Raw genomic sequence first — 14942 nt, 5'->3', positions numbered from 1 at the left:
ATGACCCGTCACTTGGAGCGCGTCCTACCGGCACCGCCCGACAAGCCCGTCCCTCCGGCAGCCGAGGCCGACGCCTTCCGTACCTTCGCGCGGGAGCTCGCCGCCGGGACCATGCCCTGGACCGGCGACACAGCGAACTTCATCGGCAGCCTGTTCGACGATCTGGCGGAGAAGTGGGACGCCGAGCAGTCCTCCGGGCGTAGCGAACCCGTGACGGATGCACTGCAACGTTGCGGGCACCTTCCCCGCGGAGTCTGCCTGGAACTGGGGTCCGGAACGGGCACCTACACTCCGACCCTCCGCCACGCCTTCACCACCGTCATCAGCGTCGATCTCTCCCAACGGATGCTGCAGCAGGCCCGCGATCGTTCCCCTGTACGTATCCGCGCCGATGCCTCACGCCTTCCGCTCCCCGATGGGAGCGTGTGCGCTGTCGTGGCTGTCGACATGTTGCTGTTCCCTCAGGAGACCGCCCGCGTCCTGCGGCCGGACGGGGTACTGCTCTGGATCAATCAACTCGGATCGCAGGGGCCCCTGCACCTGCCGGCCGACGACGTCGCCCGTGCGCTGCCCGGCACCTGGCAAGCCGTCGAGGCCGATGCCGGCTGGGGCACTTGGGCCGCGCTGCGCCGCGCGTGACCGACCCGCCGGCCTTGCGCAACCCGATCGCCGGCCTGGTACCGCTGCGACGCACTCGGCCTCGCCCGGCGCGGAATGAACAGTCCGCACCTAGCGAGGCCGAGTGAATTGAGCAGATGCCCATGACTGGAGCCGCAGCGCTCAGGCAGTGGCGGGCGTTTCGGCCTGTTCGCTGCTCTGCGATGCACTTGCCGCAGGGGCGCTGCGCAGGGTGAGCAATGAGGCGAGCGCGCCTGCGGCGGCGAGGGCCGCCGCACCGAGGAATGCGGCGGAGAACCCGTTGGTCAGAGCGGTGGGGTTGTCGAGTTGCCGGGCACCGTGGGAGGCGGCCAGTGCAGTCATGGCGGCGAGGCCGAGTGCGGAGCCGACCTGGTAGCTGGTGTTGACGATGCCCGCGGCCAACCCGCCTTCCTCGGGGCGGGCGCTGGACAGCGCGGTACCCAGGGAGGGGATGAACGCCAGTGACATGCCGACCGCCGCCAGCAGGGAAGCCGGCAGGACATCGACCCAGAAGGTGCCGTCCGCGCGGGCGAAGGACAACCAGACCATGCCTGCGGCCAGCGTGAAGAGCCCAGCGACGATCAACGGCTTCGGGCCGAAGCGGGCGATCAGTCGCGGGGCAAGGACGATCATCATGATCATGATGGCGACGGTCATGGGCAGGAGCGCCGAGCCGGAGGCGAACGCACCCAGCCCGAGGACCTGCTGGAGGTAGAGGTTCAGGAAGAACCACATGGGGATCCAGGCGGCGGCCATCAGCAGCTGTGCGATGTTGGCGCCGGCCAGATTGGGGGCACGCCAGATGGCCAGGCGCATCAGCGGCTCCTGCCGCTTGAACTGGATGGCGATGAACGCGGCAATCAGTGCCACCCCGGCCAGCAGTACCAGCCAGGTCTGGGCGGATCCCCAACCGGTTTCGGGGGCGCGGACGATGGCATAGACAGCGGTGGCCAGGCCGGCCGTGACCGTGACGGCGCCCGTGAGGTCGACGGAACCTCGACGGGCGGGCGCCGCGGGCATAACGGCCGGTGTGATGGCCAGAACTGCCAGAGCGATGGGGATGTTGATGTAGAACACCCAGGGCCAGCTGGCGTATTGGGTGATGACACCGCCGAGGAAGACTCCGGCAGTGCCGCCCGCCGGGGCAGCCGCACCATAGAGGGCGAAGGCCTTGGTCAGCTCCGCAGGGCGGGAGCCGAACAGCATCATCAGCAGGGTGAGGGCGGACGGCGCGATCAGCGCGGCGCCGATTCCCTGCAGAGCGCGTCCGGACAACTCGACCCAGACCTGCCCGGCCAGGCCTGCGGCCAAGGATCCGAGGGCCAGGACGATCCATCCGACGGTGAAGAGCCGCTTGGCGCCGAAGAGGTCCGAGAGTCGGCCGCCGAGCAGCAGAAGGCCGCCGAAGGCCACGACGTAGGCATTGAACACCCACGACAGGTTCTCCTGCGAGAAGCCCAGGTCACCCTGCATTTTGGGGAGGGCCACGCCAATGATCGAGGTGTCCATGATCACCATGAATTGAGCCAGGGCGATCAGTGCGAGCGCCGTCCAGCGGCGCGGATGAGCGGCGGTTGGGGTGGACATGGAAGGTTCTCCAATACCGGAGGGGGGTATGCTTGGGAGCGTCAACATACCCCCTAGGGGTATTTGAGACCACCCCCTCGACAAAAGAAGCCCAAGCATCGGCAGGATCCCGCCAGGGCGGCCGGGCAGCACTCCACGGCATTCCCTCGCGATCAACCGCGACCGAAGCACCGGGCACCCCCGGGAACCACCCGACCGCCCTTGCCCCGAAGTCCGGCAGGACACCCGCGACGTCTTGACTTGATACCCCCTAGGGGTATGTTGATCCTCCAACCCCGGTGCGGCCCGGGGCCATCGGAAGGACAGAGATGAACAACATCAACAAGGTCGGGGCCTTCGCAGCGGGTCTGGCGGTGACGTTCGGGGCCTCGTTCGGCATTGGTCACGCAATCGGCCCCGTCGGTTCCCAGCCCACGGCCTCGCACTCCGACCACGGCGCCGCCGCGGGCACCGACGGGAATCAACAACCCGCGGACACAGCGCCAGGTGGGCTGCAGGTGTCCGAACGCGGCTACACCCTCGTGCCGTCGGCCGAGCCGATCGCGGTGGGCGCTCCTCGTGATTTCCGCTTTCGTATCACCGGCCCCGACGGCAAGGCGGTCACCCGGTACACCTCGTCGCATGAGAAGGATCTGCACCTCATCGTCGCCCGACGTGACCTGTCCGGGTTCCAGCACCTTCATCCCCGGCTCAGCCCTGACGGCACGTGGAGTGTGCCGCTGGCCTTCGATGCGGCCGGCACGTACCGCGTCTTCGCCGACTTCGTTCCGTCCGGCAGCGCTGGTCTGACGCTCGGCGCGGACCTCTTCGTCGCCGGTGATTACCGGCCCTCCCCGCTCCCCGCGCCGGCCCGGACGGCGACCGTCGACGGCTACACCGTCACCCTTGCCGGTGACCTGACCGCAGGGAAGGCCGGCATGCTCACCCTTTCCGTGGCCAAGGACAACCGCCCGGTCACGGATCTGCAGCCCTATCTCGGCGCCTACGGACACCTCGTCGCCCTGCGCCAGGGAGACCTGGCCTACCTTCACGTACACCCCGAAGGCGCTCCCGGCGATGGCACCACCCCGGCCGGTCCCGGCATCTCCTTCCACGCTGTAGCTCCCAGCGTCGGCACCTACCGCCTCTACTTGGACTTCCGTCACGGCGGAACAGTTCACACCGCGCAGTTCACCGTCATCGCCGGTGCCTCGAACGCTGCTGCGCCGTCAGCTCCGGAGCACAGCGACCACTCCCACTGATCTGCCCTTCCCACATCCGTACATCAAGCCGGAAACCACGGCCCCGTCCGGGTGGCGTCCCGAGGAGTATTTGATGAGTACAAGCACTGGGCAGGCCGCACCTCTTCGGGCGGACCACGTCGTGTTGCTCATCGGCGGTATGACGTGCGCCTCGTGCGCCGCCCGCATCGAGAAGAAGCTCAACAGGATGGACGGGGTCACGGCCACCGTCAACTACGCGACGGAGAAGGCCCAGGTCACTTTCGACGCCTCCGGGGAAGTGAACGTGGCGGACCTGATCAGTACGGTGGAGCAGACCGGGTACACCGCCGCTGTACCGGCTCCGACCGAAGGCGTCAGCCAAGATCCTCACACCACGTCGGACGTTCTGACATCGTTGCGCCAAAGGCTGGTCACCGCGATCGCACTCGCCGTCCCGGTGATCGCCATGGCCATGGTGCCGGCCTGGCAGTTCACGAACTGGCAGTGGCTGTCTCTCACTCTCTCCGCGCCCGTCGTCAGCTATGCGGCCTGGCCCTTCCACAAGGCCGCATGGACCAATCTGCGCCACGGCGCCGCCACTATGGACACTCTCGTCTCCGTCGGCACGCTGGCTGCATTCGCCTGGTCCGTCTGGGCACTGTTCTTCGGGACTGCAGGCACCCCCGGCATGACGCACTCTTTCGAACTGACCATCTCCAGAAGCGACGGCAGCGCCAACCTCTACCTGGAAGCCGCAGCCGGTGTCACCGCGTTCATTCTGGCCGGACGCTACTTCGAGGCCCGGTCCAAGCGGAGCGCCGGCGCTGCTTTGAAGGCTCTGTTGGAGATCGGAGCGAAGGAGGTCAGTGTGCTGCGGGACGGTCGCGAGACCCGCATCCCGGTCGCTGACCTCGTCGTCGGCGATGCCTTCGTCGTGCGACCTGGTGAGAAGATCGCCACTGACGGAATGGTCGAACAGGGCAGCTCCGCCGTGGACGCGAGCATGCTCACCGGGGAGTCCATCCCTGTCGAGGTCACGGTCGGCGACCCGGTCACCGGAGCAACCGTGAACATCGGTGGACGCCTCGTGGTGCGTACCACCCGAGTCGGCACGGACACCCAACTGTCCCGAATGGCACGCTTGGTGGAGGAGGCCCAGAACGGCAAGGCCGCGGCTCAGCGCCTGGCCGACAAGATCTCCGCGATCTTCGTGCCGGTGGTCATCACCTTGGCGCTGGCCACTCTCGGTTTCTGGCTCGGTTCCGGCTCGGGATGGACCGCCGCGTTCACCGCTGCGGTCGCCGTTCTGATCATCGCCTGCCCGTGCGCCCTGGGGCTGGCGACTCCCACCGCCCTGATGGTGGGTACCGGCCGGGGCGCCCAACTGGGTGTCCTCATCAAGGGCCCCGAAGTCCTGGAGAACACCCGCAGGGTCGACACCATCGTTCTCGACAAGACCGGCACCGTCACCACCGGCGCGGTGAGCCTGCTGGGTATCCACCTGACCGAAGGGCAGGACGAGGCCGAGGTCCTTCGGCTGGCCGGCGCGCTTGAACACGCCTCGGAACACCCCATCGCGCAGGCCGTGGCTGCGGGAGCGATCGCCAAATTCGGCGCGCTTCCCGTACCGGAGGACTTCTCCAACATTCCCGGCCTGGGCGTTCAGGGAGTCGTCGACGGGCATGCCGTCCTCGTGGGGCGCGAAAGGCTCTTGCGCGAGTGGGCCACCGATGTACCGGAGTCGCTCCGGCAGGCCAAGATATCCGCCGACGGCACCGGACGCACGGCCATCTTCGTCGCCTGGGACGGCGAGGCGCGCGCGGTCCTCGAGGTGGCCGATGCGGTGAAGCCCACCAGCGCGCAAGCCATTGCGGAGCTACGCCTCCTGGGTTTGTCCCCCATCCTCCTCACCGGCGACAACCAGGCCATCGCCGCATCGGTCGCCGGCGAGGTGGGCATCGCCGCTTCCGACGTCATCGCCGAGGTCATGCCTGAGGACAAGGTCGAGGTCATCAAGAAGCTGCAGGCCGAGGGCTGCATCGTGGCCATGGTCGGCGACGGGGTCAATGACGCCGCTGCTCTGGCCCAGGCCGACCTGGGACTCGCCATGGGCACCGGCACCGACGCCGCCATCGAAGCAGCCGATCTGACGTTGGTACGCGGCGATCTGCTGGCCGCCGTCGATGCGATCCGACTGGCGCGCAGAACTCTGGGCACGATCAAGACCAACCTCTTCTGGGCCTTCGGCTACAACGTCGCGGCCCTTCCGCTGGCAGCCGCCGGCCTGCTGAACCCGATGATCGCTGGGGCTGCCATGACCTTCTCATCCGTGTTCGTGGTCGGGAACAGCCTGCGTCTGCGCAACTTCCGCACCGCTGCCTGACGGGCCCCGGTCACCCTCGCCGGGTATCGCCGAGGCACGCCCAGGTGGGACGCTACCCCGGAGGGGTACACCAAAGACACGCACAGCGGACGAATGAAGGCGGGTCATGGCCGGCTACAGCACCAGCAAGGACGACATCCTCAAGCGACTCCGCCGCATCGAAGGCCAGATTCGCGGACTCCAGCGCATGGTTGACGAAGACACCTACTGCATCGACGTCCTGACGCAGGTCTCCGCCGCCAACCGTGCCCTGCAGTCAGTAGCGGTGGCCTTGGTCGATGAACACCTCAAGTGCTGTGTCACCGAGGCGATCAACGCGGGTGGGGACGAAGCCCGCGCCAAGGTCGAGGAGGCCTCCGCCGCCATTGCCCGGCTCGTACGTTCCTGAACGCAACTACGACAAACCTCCGCCCGGGCGAACCGCCGGGAGGTGCTGCACCGACCCTCTGAAGAGCCGGTGGCCGAGCATAGGGCAACGTTGCCCAACCGGTCCGATGGGCCTATGCGACGCGATGGTGGGTGAGGGCGGCGTGGGGGTCTTCCTCCCCGGTACGAGTGGGATCGGGGTGGATCAGAGCGGCCGTCAGGCGGGGAACGGCGTGCAACAGGGCATGTTCGGCGTCGACTGCGACCTGGTGGGCCGACCACAGGTTGAGAGAGCCGTCGATGACGATGGTGGCCTCAGCGCGTAGCTGGTGTCCGATCCATCGCATCCGTAGCTCGCCGACTTCTCGGACACCTGGCACCTGCCGCAGCGCGGCCTCGGCGGTTTCGACCAGGGCGGGGTCGACGGCGTCCATGAGGCGGCGGAGGACTTCCTTGGCCGCGTCCTTGAGGACGATCAGGATCGCGGCGGTGATGAGCAGCCCGACGATCGGGTCGGCGAGCCGCCAGCCGATCGCCGCACCTGCTGCGCCGAGCAGGACGGCAAGGGAGGTGAAGCCGTCGGTGCGGGCGTGCAGACCGTCAGCGACGAGAGCGGCGGAGCCGATCTTGCGGCCGGTTCGGATGCGGTAGCGGGCGACCCATTCGTTGCCGATGAAGCCGACGACCGCGGCGGCCGCGACCCAGGGCAGGTGGGTGATCTGCTGTGGGTTCAGGAGCCGGTCGATGGCGGTGCAGGCGGCCAGGGCGGAGGAGGCGGCGATGGTCAGCAGGATGGCGATACCGGCCAGGTCCTCGGCGCGGCCGAAGCCGTAGGTGAAGCGGCGGGTCGCCGCCCTGCGACCGAGGATGAACGCGATGCCCAGCGGCACGGCGGTCAGGGCGTCGGCGCCGTTGTGGATCGTGTCGCCGAGCAGCGCCACTGATCCGGACAGCGCGAACACCAGGGCCTGGAGCACGGTGGTGACGCCGAGCACGATCAGCGAGGTCCACAACGTCCGCATGCCTTCGGCGGACGACTCCATCGCCGTGTCGACCTTGTCCGCCGCCTCATGGGTGTGCGGTGCGACCACATGCGCGAGACGGTGCTTGATCCGCGACCACCGGCCCGAACCGCGATCCCCGTGGGCGCGCCCTGATCCATCAGTGTCCCCGTGGCCATGTTGGCTGGCCGTGCGGTTCCCGTGCTGGTGGCCGCCCCGCGTCGCATGTCCACTTCCCCGGCCGTCCGGACCGTGCTCATGGCGGTGGGGCTCGCGGGGTGCGCTCGTCTCGCTCACGACAGCTCACGCCTTCCGATCGGAGGTCAGCACAACGGGCCGACTGGACACCACCAGCCCATCCAACCATTATGTGCGTATGAGTGCACGCATGCACGTATCAGGTGCGCATGACCCGCAGGAGCGCAACGAAGGCGAGCGGTACGCGGTGGCCGCAGAAGTGTTGGGGCTGTTGGCCGACCGCACCCGCCTGGCCCTGCTGGAACGCCTCGCCGAGGGCGAGGCGGATGTCACCACCCTCACCGAGGCATGCGGAGTCGCCCGGCCGTCGGTGAGCCAGCACCTGGCCCGGTTGCGTCTGGCCGGGCTGGTCACCACCCGCAAGGACGGCCGCCGGGTGATCTACGCGCTGCGCCACGGACACCTCAAGCGCCTCGTCGACGAAGCGCTCAGATCCGCCGACCACCAGCTCGGCAACCTCCCACCCCACGACTGATTCAGAGTCAGCCGGTCAGGCGACGACCCCGTCGTCACCCCACCCGATCAACGGCCAAGGGTGCGGCACGGCGACCGCTCCCTCCCGTTTTGGGGCTGTCGCCGAACGTCAGGCATTGCGCAGCCCGGCGAGGGTGACGTTGGCGAGTCGGGCGACGGCAGCTTTGGAGGGAAGGTCAGCCGCGGCGCCAAGAGCGTGCAGGCAGTACCGAGCCAGCTCCTGGGGGGCGACATCGTCGCGGAGGTCACCAGCCTGTGCGGCCTCGGCGATGAGGTCCGCGATGAGGCCTGTCAGGTGCTGCTGAGCGTGGCCGAGATGCTCGCCCCGATGCAGGGTTGAGGCGTCTCCGCTGTTCGCGAGGGCGGCGAGCTCGCCATGGTGGCGTTCATGCAGCAGAGCTGCGTAGGCGTGCAGCACAGCTTCGAGCCGGCCCTGCGGCTCGTGGTGCTGGTCGCGGACGGCGGCGAGGTGATCCAGGTGTGCGCGGATCTGCTGTTCATGCCAGGCGAGCAGGACCGCCCCGACGTCCGGGAAGTACTTGTACAGCGTGGCACGGCCGATGCCGGCCTGGGCGGCGATCTGCGACATGTTCACCGACGCCACGCCGCGTTCGGAGACCAGGCCGGCGGCGGCATCCAGAATCGCAGTGCGTACCGCGGCGCGGTGAGCGTCCATGGTCTCGGTCCACAGCTTCGGCATGCCTCCAGCGTACAAGGCGTTGAGGAAATGACACTTCGTATTGACAGAGACAGTGTGTATCGATAAATGTGGGTGGGGTCAGCTTGTCCCCGACCTTCCGAGGTGCTTGCCATGCATTCCGCCGAAGCTGAGATCCCCACAGACCGGGCGAGTCGCTATCTGGTGCAGCTGTGCAAGCACTTCAGCAACAAGGGCAGTGCCCTTCGCCACCGACCGCGCGTCCACGCGGGCGGCGGGCGGCCGGTCACCGAGGCGGAGGCCGCCCTGATGCAGGTGCAGTGGTCAGAGACCCGCGGCGAGGTGGATTTCGGGTGGGCCCGGTGCACTCTGCGGGCCACGTCCACCGCGCTCGTGATCCAGGCACAGGCGCAGGACAGCGACTCCCTGCAACGGGCGATGGACGTTGTCACCGCGCACCTGGGTCGATACAGCCGCCGGCAGCCGCTCACCGTCCGCTGGCAACCCGGCCGTCAGGGAAAGGACCAGGCGCCCTCCGGCCACGACACGGCGAAGTCGAGCCCGCGTACCGAAAGGGGTTCGCATCCGAACCGGCGCGGACGGCGGCGCTGGGCAGGTGTGGCAGCAGTAGCCGTGGTCGCGGCGGGGGTGCACCTGGGCCTGTTCGGGTGGCTGGTGGCATCCTCCCGGTGGACACTCGCGGCGGCGGGCGCCGTGGCCGCAGTGGTGGCGATCAAGGTTGGGGTGCTGGCCGCAGTCGCAGTTCGTCGGTCCAAGGCGGCAGGTGCCGCACATTCCGCGCGTAGATGACACGTGGCTCACCCTGGCGTCGCGCGGGTGTGCCTACTATGGCTCGGTGATCGGTCCGGCGCGCAGCGTACGACCGCAGCAAGGGCTGCGGCTGTCCGTGCTGCTCGTCTTCGCAGTGATCACCGGTGTGCTGGGTATGCACGCATTGGGCTCGACCGGCCCGCAGATGCCGGAGCACCGCATGGCAACTACTGCGATGCACGGGGCGGCGACCGCTCCCTCGGACAACTGCCATTCACTCGATCACGGGTGTGACGGCGGCGCGCACCACGCCGATGCGACGTGTGCGTCCGGTGCGGTCGCGGGCACGGCGGCGCTGGCCGCCCCCGACCTTGCCGAGCAACTGCTTCCCCGCCTACCGCAGATTGCCGTTCCCCTCCTGTACGGAACCGCCGACGGCGGACGCGCACCACCGACCCTGGCCGAACTGCAGCTCCTGAGGATCTAGAGACACGCCCGACGGCGCCTTCCACACCCGTGGTACCGGCGTCCGTCACCGGTATGCCCTCAATCCCCCGTTCTCAGGAGTGCCCTCATGACAGCACGTCGTTCATTGATCCGCCGTTCTGCCCTTGTCGCAAGTACGGCAGTGACCGCCCTGGTGCTGGCCGCCTGCGGCGGCAGCGGCAGCAGCGGCAGCAGCGGCAGCAGCGGCCATGACATGGGATCCATGGATTCCAGCTCGTCACCGGCCACCACCGCAGCCGCTTCCCCGTCGGCCGGAGCGCACAACGCCGCTGACGTCACCTTCGCGAAGCAGATGATCCCGCACCACCGGCAGGCCGTGGAAATGGCCGACCTGGCCACGACGCGCGCCGCCTCAGCCGACGTAAAGACTCTCGCAACGAGGATCAAGGGCGCACAAGACCCCGAGATCAAGACCATGTCCACCTGGCTCACCTCGTGGGGTGAGCCGCTCCCCCAGGAGATGCAGGGGATGGACATGTCCGCCGGGATGCCCGGGATGATGAGCGCGGGCGACATGGACCGGCTCAAGAAGGGGTCCGGTGCGGCGTTCGACGCGATGTTCCTGCAGATGATGGTCCAACATCACCAAGGCGCGGTCGAGATGGCCAACACCGAGAAGGCCCAGGGCCAATTCGGCCCGACCAAGGAACTCGCCAACGCCGTCGTCACCGCCCAGACGTCCGAGATCACGCAGATGAACAAGCTGCTCGACAAGAACTAGTCCCGGCGCAGGGAGCGGAGGACCGACACGCACTCGGCCCTCTGCTCCCTGGCAGGAATGTCACCTCGCGAAAGGTCGTCCAATCCGACCGTTGAACGAGTTGGCTGAACCCGGCAGGGGCGCACACGGCGAGTTGACCACCGCTCCGGCCGGCGGGTGACTTACCGCCGACGTCCGCGACGTCCAGGGAACACCGCAGCCGCATCCCCTGCCTGAGAACGCGGGGCGAGGCCCGAAGTGGACGCGGCGGACAGGCAGGATGGCATGGGGACCATGCCATCCCGGGTGCTGTCGGGAGGGCACCCTGCGACGTGTCGGTGGGCCGCAGATCGAACTCAGTTGGAAGGCTCAGGCATGATCCACGCTCTACTGCACGCCCTGTCGATCGCCGGTTCCATGACCTGGGAGATCACCTGGGCCCTGATCCTGGGCTTCGCCCTGTCCGCCGTGGTCCAGGCGGTCGTCCGCAAGTCCACCGTCGTCTCCCTGCTCGGCGACGACCGCCCCCGCACCCTGGCCCTCGCCGCCGGCCTCGGCGCGGCCTCCTCCTCGTGCTCCTACGCCGCCGTCGCCCTGGCCCGCTCGCTGTTCCGCAAGGGCGCGAACTTCACCGCCGCGATGGCCTTCGAGATCGCCTCCACCAACCTCGTCGTCGAACTCGGCGTGATCCTGGCCCTGCTGATGGGATGGCAGTTCACCGCGGCCGAGTTCGTCGGCGGCCCCATCATGATCGTCGTGCTGGCGGTGCTGTTCCGCCTGTTCCTGCGCGACAAACTCCTGCGCCAGGCACGTGAGCAGGCCGACCGCGGACTGGCCGGCTCCATGGAGGGCCACGCCGCGATGGACATGTCCGTGCGGCGCGAAGGCTCCTTCACCCGCCGCCTGCTGTCCCGCGAAGGCTTCACCTCCACGAGTCACGTCTTCGTCATGGAATGGGCGGCCATCCTGCGCGACCTGGTCATCGGCCTGCTCATCGCCGGGGCCATCGCCGCCTGGGTGCCCGACTCGTTCTGGCGCACCTTCTTCTTCGACGGCCACCCGCTGGCATCCAAGCTCTGGGGACCGGTCATCGGCCCACTGGTCGCCATCGCCTCGTTCGTCTGCTCCATCGGCAACGTGCCCCTCGCCGTCGTGCTGTGGAAGGGCGGTATCAGCTTCGGTGGGGTCGTCGCGTTCATCTTCGCCGACCTGCTGATCCTGCCGATCCTCAACATCTACCGGAAGTACTACGGCGCCCGCATGGCGCTGTTCCTGCTCGGCACCTTCTACCTCGCGACCGTCATCGCCGGATACATCGTGGAATTCACCTTCGGCGGCCTCGGCCTCATCCCCGACCAAGCCGACGCGAAGCTCCCCACGGAAGGCATCACCTGGAACTACACCACCTTCCTCAACATCGCCTTCCTCCTCCTGGCCGCCGCCCTCGTCATCCGCTTCCTGCGCACCGGCGGACGCGACATGCTCCGCATGATGGGCGGCACCCCCGACCCCGACCACGACCAACGCGAGCACAGTGCGGCTCACACCCAGGCACCGGACAGCGGGAACCACCCAGGACCCGCCGACCATGGCTGATCTCTCCAACGCCGCTACCCGGGATCGGGCCCGGACTTCCCATCGCAGGGGGCCACGTCCCGAGGATTCCTCGGCGTACGGACACGGGAGTCGGAACAGGACCGCCCGCTGACCTCGGGCCGCCCAGTAGGCGGTGGAAGGGCGTGTTGTAACCCGGATCATCGGCGGGCCGGCCTGCACCCGGACCGTGGATGTCAGGAGCTGCGTGGGGATACCAGGCCGGATTCGTAGGCGAGGACTACGAGTTGAGCGCGGTCACGGGCGTGGAGCTTGGTCATGGCCCGGTTGATGTGGGTTTTCGCGGTCATCGGGCTGATCACCATGCGGTCGGCGATCTGGTCGTTGGACAGGCCCTGCGCGACCAGGGCGACGGCCTCGCGTTCGCGGTTGGTCAGCTCTTCCAGCCCCGTCTCGGCGCCGGTGTTGAGCGGCTGGGTGACGTACCTGTTGATGAGCTTGCGGGTGATCGAGGGTGCGAGCAGGGCGTCGCCGCGCGCGGCGACGCGTACGGCGTGCAGGAAGTCTTCCGGCACGATGTCTTTGACGAGGAATCCGGCCGCGCCGGCGCGCAGCGCGTTGAAGACGTATTCATCCAATCCGTAGTTGGTCAGGATGACGACGTGCACCCGGGCCAGGGTCGGGTCCGCGGCGATGCGCCGGGTCGCTTCGATGCCGTCGATGACCGGCATCTGGATGTCGATGAGAGCGACGTCGGGCAGGTGTTCCCTGGCCAGAGCCAGGCCTTCCTTCCCGTCGGCGGCTTCGGCCACCACCTCGATGTCGTCTTCGAGGTCGAGAAGCGCGCGGAATCCGCTGCGAATGAGTGGCTGGTCGTCGACCAGCAGGACACGGATCATGGGCTCTGCTCCACCGGGAGTTCGGCCTGGACGGTGAAGCCGCCCTCGACGCGCGGTTCGGCGCGCAACCGGCCGCCGAGGGCAGTGACTCGTTCGCGCATGCCGAGCAGCCCGACGCCGGGCGTCGGGGCGGTGTCCGGCGCGGCCTTGCCGTCGTCATCGATGCGTATCGCGAGGGCGTCCAGGCGGCAGTCGATCCGGACCGTCGCCGTGGCGGCGTCCGCGTGACGGGCGATGTTGGTGAGCGACTCCTGAACGATCCGGTAGACGGTCCGGCCCACCGCGGCCGACACGTGGTGTCGCTGTCCTTCGATCGTCAAACGTGCGTCCAGGCCGGTCATGCGGAACCGTTCCACCAGTTCTGATACGTGGTCCAGCCCGTGCGGCGGGGTCTTGTCGTCGTCGCGCAGCGCCTCCAGGGTCGCCCGCAACTCCCGGGTTGCCTCACGACCGGCCTCCCGGATCGCCAGCAGGGCATCCGGTACCGGTTCGCCGCGCTTGCGAGCCAGGTGGACGGCGACTTCGGACTGCACCTTGATGACAGAGATCTGGTGGGTGAGCGAATCGTGCAGTTCCCGCGCGATGTGCAGCCGCTCCTCGTCGGCGCGGTGCCGCGCGGTCTCCTCCCGGGTGCGCTCGGCTTCGTCCGCCCGCCGCTCGGCCTGCCGCAGTGCTTCACCCGCGGCGCCTGCGGCGATCAACCAGGCGATCTCCAGAGCACCGCGCGCCTGCGCGAACGCCTCGCCCGTGTCGTGCAGGCCCGAGGCCAGGGCCGCGAGGGGAAGCGTGGCCAGCACGGCCACGCTCGCCACCACGGTGACGGTGCGGTGTCCCTCCCGTACGGCCGCGTACACCGCGAACAGGAATGCGACGGCGGGCACGTCGAAACCGGCTGCCTGGTACCCCACCGCGCACAGCCCGGTGGCGACCAGGACGCGAACGGGCGTCCGGCGGCGCCAGACGAGCGCCAGGCCGCCGACCACCAACAGCGCCTGGCCGAGCAGAGCGAAGCCCATGCCGGAAGGCCGCTCGGACAGGGCGGTGACCAGCAGCGTCGCCGCCACCCCGACAGCGATCGCCCAGTCCCTCACACCGGCCGGTACACCGGACCACCCTGTGCTCATGCGCGCACCCTAGCCGCTCGCCGCCGCGGCCGGATCCCGCTCGCGGACGAGCGGCCGACTACGACGCGCGCAGTACTTCCCCAGCGCCTGCCGTGTCGGCGGCAGCGCGAAGAGTCCGCGTTCGCCGGACGACCCGAGGCGGCTCCGGCGGACATGCTCGGGTGATCCCGTTACAGCGAGGAAAAGGAGCACACCATGTCCGTGCGCACTGTGCTTGCCGTGCTTGGAGCCGCCCTGATCGGTGGTCTCGCGCTCGCCGAACCGGCCGCCGCGGACCCCTCGGTCCATCCGGTCGCCGCAAGCGTCTACACCCTGAGCGCCGGGCGTATCGGAGCCAGCACGGCCGCACTGGTGGGCCTCCTCGGGGCGGTCAACGGCGGGCTGGCCCCGGCCCGTCGCACCGGTAACGGTCACATCGGCACCTGGGTCAGGCGGAACGGGGTCGTCACGGCCCTCGTGGCGGGCTCGCTCGCCGTTGTCGTGGGCACGTTCGTCGCGGCCACCGCCGACGGCGGTCTCGGAACCGGCAACGGGCTGGGCGGCGCCTATGTCGCCATGCTGGTGGGCCTGATCGCCGTCACCCTCGGCTGGCTGGCCCGCTCCCGCCGAACCGGCTGACCGGCTGGATACCTCGGGCTTCCTGCGCATCACGGTGCTCAGCGGTGAGTACGACCAGTCCTCACCGCTGAGCACTAGTGTCCTGCGCCGGAGATCCGTCGGCAGAAGCGTGCGAGGGAGTCGAGGATCTCTTCCGCCGTCTTGGTCCAGATGAATGGCTTGGGATCCTCGTTCCAGTTCTTCACCCAGGCGCGGATGTCG

The 14942-nt window shown here is 68.6% G+C and carries 15 protein-coding genes; 10 read left to right on the top strand and 5 right to left on the bottom strand.

Annotated elements, in window-relative coordinates; genetic code table 11:
* Positions 1-639, top strand: a complete 639-nt coding sequence (locus O3W51_RS35970) for a class I SAM-dependent methyltransferase (protein ID WP_244809552.1) — start codon at positions 1-3, stop codon at positions 637-639.
* A 141-nt stretch (positions 640-780) separates the two neighbouring features.
* Here O3W51_RS35970 and O3W51_RS35965 read toward each other — a convergent pair whose 3' ends face one another.
* Entirely contained in the window at positions 781-2226 is a 1446-nt protein-coding gene (locus O3W51_RS35965) for an MFS transporter (protein WP_269288392.1), read from the bottom strand.
* A gap of 308 nt (positions 2227-2534) precedes the next feature.
* Here O3W51_RS35965 and O3W51_RS35960 point away from each other — a divergent pair, with 308 nt between their 5' ends.
* The 3 genes from O3W51_RS35960 to O3W51_RS35950 all read left to right on the top strand — a co-directional run bounded on the left by O3W51_RS35960 (position 2535) and on the right by O3W51_RS35950 (position 6199).
* Positions 2535-3467, top strand: a complete 933-nt coding sequence (locus O3W51_RS35960) for a hypothetical protein (RefSeq protein ID WP_138357723.1) — start codon at positions 2535-2537, stop codon at positions 3465-3467.
* Positions 3468-3540: 73 nt separating this feature from the next.
* On the top strand, positions 3541-5811 hold the full coding sequence (locus O3W51_RS35955; RefSeq protein WP_269288391.1) for a heavy metal translocating P-type ATPase: 2271 nt from the start codon (positions 3541-3543) through the stop codon (positions 5809-5811).
* 106 nt (positions 5812-5917) lie between these two features.
* The gene (locus O3W51_RS35950) at positions 5918-6199 is read left to right on the top strand and encodes a metal-sensitive transcriptional regulator (RefSeq protein ID WP_138357721.1); all 282 of its coding nucleotides are present in this window, start codon (positions 5918-5920) and stop codon (positions 6197-6199) included.
* Between the two features lie 112 nt (positions 6200-6311).
* On the opposite strand, the gene O3W51_RS35945 is transcribed toward O3W51_RS35950, so the two are convergent.
* A complete protein-coding gene (locus tag O3W51_RS35945) occupies positions 6312-7289 on the bottom strand; it encodes a cation diffusion facilitator family transporter (RefSeq protein WP_244809900.1) in 978 nt (325 codons plus the stop codon).
* A 265-nt stretch (positions 7290-7554) separates the two neighbouring features.
* Here O3W51_RS35945 and O3W51_RS35940 point away from each other — a divergent pair, with 265 nt between their 5' ends.
* Positions 7555-7911, top strand: a complete 357-nt coding sequence (locus tag O3W51_RS35940) for an ArsR/SmtB family transcription factor (protein WP_138357720.1) — start codon at positions 7555-7557, stop codon at positions 7909-7911.
* A gap of 108 nt (positions 7912-8019) precedes the next feature.
* On the opposite strand, the gene O3W51_RS35935 is transcribed toward O3W51_RS35940, so the two are convergent.
* Positions 8020-8610, bottom strand: coding sequence for a TetR/AcrR family transcriptional regulator (locus O3W51_RS35935; protein ID WP_269288390.1), 591 nt, complete (start codon positions 8608-8610; stop codon positions 8020-8022).
* 111 nt (positions 8611-8721) lie between these two features.
* Here O3W51_RS35935 and O3W51_RS35930 point away from each other — a divergent pair, with 111 nt between their 5' ends.
* From O3W51_RS35930 to O3W51_RS35915, 4 genes are all read left to right on the top strand, one after another.
* Complete coding sequence (locus O3W51_RS35930; RefSeq protein ID WP_187145100.1) at positions 8722-9378, top strand: DUF2218 domain-containing protein; 657 nt, start codon at positions 8722-8724, stop codon at positions 9376-9378.
* Positions 9379-9424: 46 nt separating this feature from the next.
* A complete protein-coding gene (locus tag O3W51_RS35925) occupies positions 9425-9826 on the top strand; it encodes a DUF6153 family protein (RefSeq protein ID WP_138357717.1) in 402 nt (133 codons plus the stop codon).
* 87 nt (positions 9827-9913) lie between these two features.
* A complete protein-coding gene (locus tag O3W51_RS35920) occupies positions 9914-10567 on the top strand; it encodes a DUF305 domain-containing protein (protein WP_269288388.1) in 654 nt (217 codons plus the stop codon).
* Positions 10568-10924: 357 nt separating this feature from the next.
* Positions 10925-12142, top strand: coding sequence for a permease (locus tag O3W51_RS35915; protein ID WP_244809899.1), 1218 nt, complete (start codon positions 10925-10927; stop codon positions 12140-12142).
* A 194-nt stretch (positions 12143-12336) separates the two neighbouring features.
* On the opposite strand, the gene O3W51_RS35910 is transcribed toward O3W51_RS35915, so the two are convergent.
* Together O3W51_RS35910 and O3W51_RS35905 are read right to left on the bottom strand one after the other, a co-directional pair.
* Positions 12337-12999: a response regulator gene (locus tag O3W51_RS35910; protein ID WP_138357715.1), complete on the bottom strand. Its 663-nt coding sequence runs from the start codon at positions 12997-12999 to the stop codon at positions 12337-12339.
* Positions 12996-14123, bottom strand: a complete 1128-nt coding sequence (locus O3W51_RS35905; RefSeq protein WP_138357714.1) for a sensor histidine kinase — start codon at positions 14121-14123, stop codon at positions 12996-12998. Before O3W51_RS35905 ends, O3W51_RS35910 begins: the two co-directional genes overlap by 4 nt.
* Before the next feature lie 195 nt (positions 14124-14318).
* On the opposite strand from O3W51_RS35905, the gene O3W51_RS35900 reads away from it, so the two are divergent.
* Positions 14319-14741, top strand: a complete 423-nt coding sequence (locus O3W51_RS35900) for a DUF6223 family protein (RefSeq protein ID WP_269288386.1) — start codon at positions 14319-14321, stop codon at positions 14739-14741.
* Positions 14742-14942: the final 201 nt, after the last annotated feature.

The sequence above is a fragment of the Streptomyces sp. H39-C1 genome (genome assembly GCF_027158125.1).
GTDB classification, from domain to species: domain Bacteria; phylum Actinomycetota; class Actinomycetes; order Streptomycetales; family Streptomycetaceae; genus Actinacidiphila; species Actinacidiphila fildesensis.
Note: the sequence above shows the minus strand (reverse complement) of the source record. Positions and strands in the feature narration are given on the sequence as shown.

What these genes read in the sequence shown, in the direction of transcription:
- O3W51_RS35970 (WP_244809552.1), top strand. Translation starts at nt 1, where the DNA reads ATGACCCGTCACTTGGAGCGCGTCCTACCGGCACCGCCCGACAAGCCC.
- O3W51_RS35965 (WP_269288392.1), bottom strand. Translation starts at nt 2,226, where the DNA reads ATGTCCACCCCAACCGCCGCTCATCCGCGCCGCTGGACGGCGCTCGCA.
- O3W51_RS35960 (WP_138357723.1), top strand. Translation starts at nt 2,535, where the DNA reads ATGAACAACATCAACAAGGTCGGGGCCTTCGCAGCGGGTCTGGCGGTG.
- O3W51_RS35955 (WP_269288391.1), top strand. Translation starts at nt 3,541, where the DNA reads ATGAGTACAAGCACTGGGCAGGCCGCACCTCTTCGGGCGGACCACGTC.
- O3W51_RS35950 (WP_138357721.1), top strand. Translation starts at nt 5,918, where the DNA reads ATGGCCGGCTACAGCACCAGCAAGGACGACATCCTCAAGCGACTCCGC.
- O3W51_RS35940 (WP_138357720.1), top strand. Translation starts at nt 7,555, where the DNA reads ATGAGTGCACGCATGCACGTATCAGGTGCGCATGACCCGCAGGAGCGC.
- O3W51_RS35935 (WP_269288390.1), bottom strand. Translation starts at nt 8,610, where the DNA reads ATGCCGAAGCTGTGGACCGAGACCATGGACGCTCACCGCGCCGCGGTA.
- O3W51_RS35930 (WP_187145100.1), top strand. Translation starts at nt 8,722, where the DNA reads ATGCATTCCGCCGAAGCTGAGATCCCCACAGACCGGGCGAGTCGCTAT.
- O3W51_RS35920 (WP_269288388.1), top strand. Translation starts at nt 9,914, where the DNA reads ATGACAGCACGTCGTTCATTGATCCGCCGTTCTGCCCTTGTCGCAAGT.
- O3W51_RS35910 (WP_138357715.1), bottom strand. Translation starts at nt 12,999, where the DNA reads ATGATCCGTGTCCTGCTGGTCGACGACCAGCCACTCATTCGCAGCGGA.
- O3W51_RS35905 (WP_138357714.1), bottom strand. Translation starts at nt 14,123, where the DNA reads ATGAGCACAGGGTGGTCCGGTGTACCGGCCGGTGTGAGGGACTGGGCG.
- O3W51_RS35900 (WP_269288386.1), top strand. Translation starts at nt 14,319, where the DNA reads ATGTCCGTGCGCACTGTGCTTGCCGTGCTTGGAGCCGCCCTGATCGGT.